6 protein-coding genes are annotated in these 5,929 nt (G+C 40.8%); all 6 read left to right on the forward strand.

Features of this window, described 5'->3' with window-relative positions; genetic code table 11:
- Positions 1 to 18 precede the first annotated feature (18 nt).
- Complete coding sequence (locus tag SORDD15_RS00945; protein WP_061413574.1) at positions 19 to 798, forward strand: hypothetical protein; 780 nt, start codon at positions 19 to 21, stop codon at positions 796 to 798.
- A 142-nt stretch (positions 799 to 940) separates the two neighbouring features.
- Complete coding sequence (locus SORDD15_RS00950; protein WP_061413576.1) at positions 941 to 2,251, forward strand: glycosyltransferase family 2 protein; 1,311 nt, start codon at positions 941 to 943, stop codon at positions 2,249 to 2,251.
- Positions 2,252 to 2,259: 8 nt separating this feature from the next.
- On the forward strand, positions 2,260 to 3,363 hold the full coding sequence (locus tag SORDD15_RS00955; protein WP_061413577.1) for a family 8 glycosyl hydrolase: 1,104 nt from the start codon (positions 2,260 to 2,262) through the stop codon (positions 3,361 to 3,363).
- Between the two features lie 122 nt (positions 3,364 to 3,485).
- The gene (locus SORDD15_RS00960; protein ID WP_061413579.1) at positions 3,486 to 4,886 is read left to right on the forward strand and encodes a bifunctional Cof-type HAD-IIB family hydrolase/peptidylprolyl isomerase; all 1,401 of its coding nucleotides are present in this window, start codon (positions 3,486 to 3,488) and stop codon (positions 4,884 to 4,886) included.
- A gap of 1 nt (position 4,887) precedes the next feature.
- Positions 4,888 to 5,247, forward strand: coding sequence for a S1 RNA-binding domain-containing protein (locus SORDD15_RS00965; RefSeq protein ID WP_000689618.1), 360 nt, complete (start codon positions 4,888 to 4,890; stop codon positions 5,245 to 5,247).
- Positions 5,248 to 5,300: 53 nt separating this feature from the next.
- On the forward strand, positions 5,301 to 5,929 hold a 629-nt coding region (locus SORDD15_RS00970; RefSeq protein WP_061415615.1), incomplete at its 3' end, for a tRNA1(Val) (adenine(37)-N6)-methyltransferase.

A 5,929-nucleotide genomic window follows, 5' to 3' on the forward strand; every position in this document is an offset into this window, starting at 1 on the left:
AGGGGGAAATAAGATAAAATGAAAAATTGGAGTCAATTTAAAAACTGGCTTATGGCTTTGCTTGCTTGTGAGGTCATTCTTTTGGTGCTTTGTTTTTTGTATGCTCGAACAATCATTTTAGAACAAATCTTGTTTTTAGCTTTAGCCTTGTTTGCAGTGTTGGTATTATCTGACCTTTTACTTACTTGGACCCTTATCTTAGCATTTGGTTTTGGACTTATCGTTTTGGTTGCGGGTGTGGTTTATATCCCAATCATGCAATTGGTCTTCTTATTGATCAGTTTTCCACTTTTGATTGGGATTCTACTTAAAGTTCGTTATTATTTCTTCAAGGTGGTCTCAAAGGTACAAGAACAGGAAGACGAAGCTCGAGCAGATTACCAAGCGATGGTCACTGAACAAAGTGATGTGACGGTACAGTCCTTATTGATTCATTGGGCTCATGAAGATTTGTTCTTTCAGATTAAACCAAAAGAACATAACCAGATGATCAGTCGTATTCAAGAAGTAATTGCTCAGGAATTGAGTTGCAATGATAAGCTCTATTACGTTTCGGATGGTAATTTTTTGCTGCTATCCTGTGGGAATCAACATTCTTTAAAGGAACTCTATCGGAATGTTTTGCAGGAAAAACTATCAAGTTTGATTTTTCATGGCGAGAGTGGAAATCAAGGAATTCAGTTTCAAACAGGGTATTTGGTGATTCACTCTGATCATAAAGACAAGTACCAAAACTACTCGGATGTCACTAGTCATCTCAAGCGTCAATTAGAGACAGATGTAATTGTAGAATATTAGGAGGGAAATATGACTCTAACGGATTTATTTTTTGGCATTGCTTTGGGACTCAGTCTCGCCTTTGGTATTTGTTTTATCATACTATTTATTGCATACAATATTCTTTACCATCGAGTGAACAAAAATTTTAAGGCGGTGAAACATGATTAGTCAAATATTAATGATTTTTACCTTGCTTACAATCTGGATTTCTCTAGCATGGGGGTTGGTAATTCTCTTTTCTGCTGTTCACTTTTGGTCTAAACACAGTGATTTTCGTGTAGACACGACTCCACTACCTCGCTATCCTAAGGTGACCATTGTCGTACCTGCTCATAATGAAGATGTGGTGATTGCCCAAACAGCAAAAGCTATCTTGGATATGAACTACCCTCATGACCGTGTGGAGTTGCTCTTGTTTGCGGATAACTGTTCAGACAACACCTATGCAGAATGTTTGTCAGTACAAGCCATGCCTGAATATGCAGGAAGAAATCTGACTATTATCGATCGTACTGGTACGGGAGGAAAAGCGGGCGTTCTAAACGATGCTTTGGAGATGGCAACAGGCGAATACATCTGTGTTTATGATGCGGATGCCATGCCTGAAAAAAATGCTCTTTATTTCCTTGTGAAAGAAGTGATGAAAGATCCAGAACGCCACGTAGCATCTTTCGGTCGCAACAAGACTCGAAATGCCAATCAAAATTTCTTGACTCGTTGTATCAACCAAGAAATCGTTGTTACTCAGCGCGTGCACCACGTTGGGATGTGGCATCTCTTTAAAATTGGGCGTATTCCAGGGACCAACTTTATCATTCAAACCGACTTTGTAAAGAGTATCGGTGGTTGGAAAAATGGTGCCTTGACCGAGGATACCGATATTTCCTTCAAAATCATGCAGAGTGGGAAATTGATTGCCCTTGCCTATAATTCAGAGGCTTTCCAACAAGAACCTGAGACCTTAAAGAGTTACTATATGCAACGGAAACGCTGGGCTAAAGGAAATTATGAAGTAGTTCTCTCGAACTTTAAGCATTTATTTGGCAGAGCAAACTGGCGCGTTAAACTAGAAGTCTTTAACTATTCTTGTGTTTTCTTTTGGTTTAACTTTGCCATTGTCCTATCGGATTTGATTTTCCTAGCGAATGTGCTAGCTATTTGCCTCAATCTTTTCCTTCCAGATGTTAGAATTCCATTTGCCTTTGACGCGGACAATATTTACATCGCACAGTTAATGCTATTTAATTGGATCCTTATGATTGGTCTGTATTTGATGCAAATTATGACAGCATTGGCAAGTCAATTTGGACAAGCTACTACAAAGCAAATCTGGTTAGCCCTGGCAGCCTATTTCTCTTATGCACAGATGTTTATCGTTGTATCCGTTGATTCCATTTCTTCGATCGTGCTGGACAAAGTACTCCGCCGAAAAGAAACCAAGTGGGTTAAAACCAAGCGATTTGCAGGATAGGAGGTTCTATGAAAACGAATAAATTAAAATATGTCTGGTTTGTGCTCATCCTTTCTATCTTTTGTTTAGCCTTGTTTTTAGCAAGAGGAAGGACTAAAATCGAGATGCGGAATCGAATTTACAGCCAATGGAGTCAACAGTTCCTTGTTACAAAAGGCGATCAATCTTATGTTCGTACGACGAATGATTCTGAGGAAACAACAGTTCTATCAGAAGCTCAAAGTTACGGCATGCTGATAACGGTTTTAGCAGCCCAAAAAGGGCAAGCAAGTCAAGCAGATTTTGATAACCTTTATCGCTATTACCAAAATCATCGTATCGAGGGAACGCAGTTGATGTCTTGGAAGCAAGTAATCACAAATGGTAGCGAATCGGTTGAGAAGCAAAACGCAACCGATGGTGATCTCTACATCGCTTATTCTTTGATTGAAGCTGCCAAGCAGTGGCCAGATAAGGCGCAGGAATACCAAGCGCAAGCTAAAAAAATCTTGGATGATATCCTTAAATACAATTACAATGAAGAGACAGGTGTCCTAACAGTAGGGAACTGGGCAAACAAGGATTCTGATTATTATTACTTGATGCGGACGTCTGATACTCTTCCTCACTATTTCCAATCTTTCTATGACCTGACTGGAAATAAACAGTGGTTAGATGTTAAGGATAAGATGCTTGGGCAATTGGAGCAAATCAGTTCTCATTCTGATACGGGTCTCTTGCCAGACTTTATCTGGGCTGAGAAGTCTGGGGCACGTCTTGTTGATGCCAACACTATCGAATCTCAATACGATGGAGCGTATTCTTATAACGCTTGTCGTTTGCCTTATCACTTGTCACAGAGCCAGGATGAAAGAAGCCAAAAACTCGTTCAAAAGATGATGGATTTCTTTATGAAAGAGCAACGTATCTATGCTGGTTATGACTTGAACGGAACGGCCCTCAATCAATACCAGGCAGGTAGCTTCTTGGCACCGATTACCTATGCGTCTGACAAGGGAGAAGGCTATCTGAAACTTCTTCAGCAAAATAAATACATTTTCACACAAGATTTACCTTTGGACAACTACTATGATGCAACGATGATTACCATGATTGCTCTAGAGATGTTCTAGGGTGAAAAGAGAGGGCTAGTTTTTCTGGCTCTCTTTTTGATAGGATTTTCATCTTTTTTCAAAAAAGGAATTTCATCAGCTTTATGGTATAATGGAAGGAGTGATAAAAAAGAGGTAGAGAGATGGATGCAAAATTAAAATACAAGGCAAAGAAGATTAAAATCGTCTTTTTTGATATTGATGATACCTTGCGTACGTCAAAGACAGGTTTTATTCCAGCTACAATTCCCACTGTCTTTAAACAGTTGCGTGAAAAAGGAATCTTAACAGGAATTGCCTCTGGGCGCGGTATTTTCGGTGTCGTTCCAGAGATTCGTGAGCTCAAGCCAGACTTTTTTGTAACTCTGAATGGGGCTTATATAGAAGATAAAAAAGGCCAGGTCATTTATCAGCATCAGATTGACAAGTCAGATGTTGAGGAGTATATCTCTTGGACAAAGGAAGAAGAAATTGAGTACGGCTTGGTTGGTAGTCATGACGCCAAACTTTCTACTCGAACAGAACTAATCAGTGAGGCTATTGACCCGATTTATCCAAACTTAGATGTGGATCCTGACTTCCATGAAAAAGCAGAAATATACCAGATGTGGACCTTTGAGGATAAAGGGGATGACTTGCACCTACCAGAGTCTTTATCGGATAAACTTCGCATGGTGCGTTGGCATGAACATTCATCTGATATCGTGCCGATTTCAGGATCCAAAGCAACTGGTGTAGCCAAGGTTGTAGAACATCTAGGCTTGAAACCAGAGAATGTCATGGTCTTTGGGGATGGTCTCAATGACTTGGAACTCTTTGATTATGCTGGAATCAGTGTTGCTATGGGTGCTTCCCACGAAAATATCAAAGAAAAAGCAGATTATATTACAAAAACAGTAGAAGAAGATGGCATTTTTGATGCCTTAGAAGGATTTGGTATGGTAGAAAAAGAATTGCATTTCCCACAAGTAGAAATTGAAACAGTAGAAGGTCCTCTTGCGACCATTAAGACAAATCACGGAGACTTGCGTATCAAGCTCTTCCCTGAACAGGCTCCTAAAACAGTGGCTAACTTTGTTGCTCTTTCTAAAGATGGCTACTATGATGGAGTCATTTTCCATCGTATTATCAAGGACTTTATGATCCAAGGTGGAGATCCAACTGGTACTGGTATGGGGGGCGAGTCAATCTACGGTGACTCTTTTGAAGATGAATTTTCTGAAGAACTCTATAATATCCGTGGTGCCCTTTCTATGGCCAATGCGGGTCCAAATACCAATGGTAGCCAGTTCTTTATCGTGCAAAACCAACACTTGCCGTACTCTAAGAAAGAGATTGCGCGTGGTGGCTGGCCTGAACCAATCGCTGAGATTTATGCAGAACAAGGTGGAACGCCTCACCTTGACCGCCGCCATACTGTTTTTGGGCAATTGGTAGATGCAGAATCGTTTGCGGTCTTGGATGCCATTGCAGCTGTTGAGACAGGGGCCATGGACAAGCCAGTTGAAGATGTAGTAATTGAAACGATTGAAATTGAGGACTAGGATGAAAATTGGTGATAAGCTAACTGGGCGTATTACAGGAATTCAGCCTTATGGTGCCTTTGTTGAGTTAGAGACAGGGGTGACAGGGCTGATTCACATCTCGGAGATTCGGACGGGATTTATTGAAAATATCTATGACATTTTAAAAATTGGCGATGAAGTCCAAGTTCAGGTGGTGGATTTTGACGAATACACTGGGAAGGCTAGTCTTTCTATCCGTACTTTGGAAGAGGAAAAACATCAATTGCCAAGACGGAGACGTTTTTCAAATGATCGGATCAAGCACGGTTTTGCTCCTCTTGCCCGAATGATGCCTGTTTGGACGCGTGAGGCACTGGAGCATTTAAAAAAGAAACCGTAAATACGATTATCTAAATCGCTTGTAATATTAACATAGTTTGTTATGATGGAAGTATGAAAGAAGAACAATTATTAAAACCAGGAGAGCGAATCAACCAGCTCTTTTCGACAGATATCAAGATCATTCAAAATAGAGAGGTGTTTAGCTATTCGGTGGATAGTGTTCTCTTGTCACGCTTTCCTCGCTTCCCTAAACGGGGTTTAATTGTGGACTTTTGTGCTGGAAATGGTGCAGTGGGACTTTTTGCAAGTAGTCGTACAGAGGCAAAAATTCTCTCTGTAGAAATTCAGGAGCGCTTGGCGGATATGGCAGAGCGTTCGGTTCAGTTGAATGGCTTGGAAGAGCAGATGCAGGTCATCTGTGATGATTTGAAAAATATGCCTGCCCACATTCAGGGAAGTAAGGTGGATATGATCTTGTGTAATCCGCCTTATTTTAAGGTGGATCCGCATTCTAATCTGAACGAGAGTGAACACTACCTTCTGGCCAGACACGAAATTACGACTAATCTAGAAGAAATCTGTCGAAGTGCTCAGAGTATTCTCAAGTCTAATGGTCGTTTGGCCATGGTTCATCGTCCTGATCGGCTCTTGGATATCTTAGATATGCTCAAACGCCACAATTTGGCACCCAAGCGCTTGCAATTTGTCTATCCGAAACGTGAGAAGGAGGCCAATATGCT

This window comes from Streptococcus oralis (assembly GCF_001578935.1).
Lineage (GTDB): Bacteria > Bacillota > Bacilli > Lactobacillales > Streptococcaceae > Streptococcus > Streptococcus oralis_R.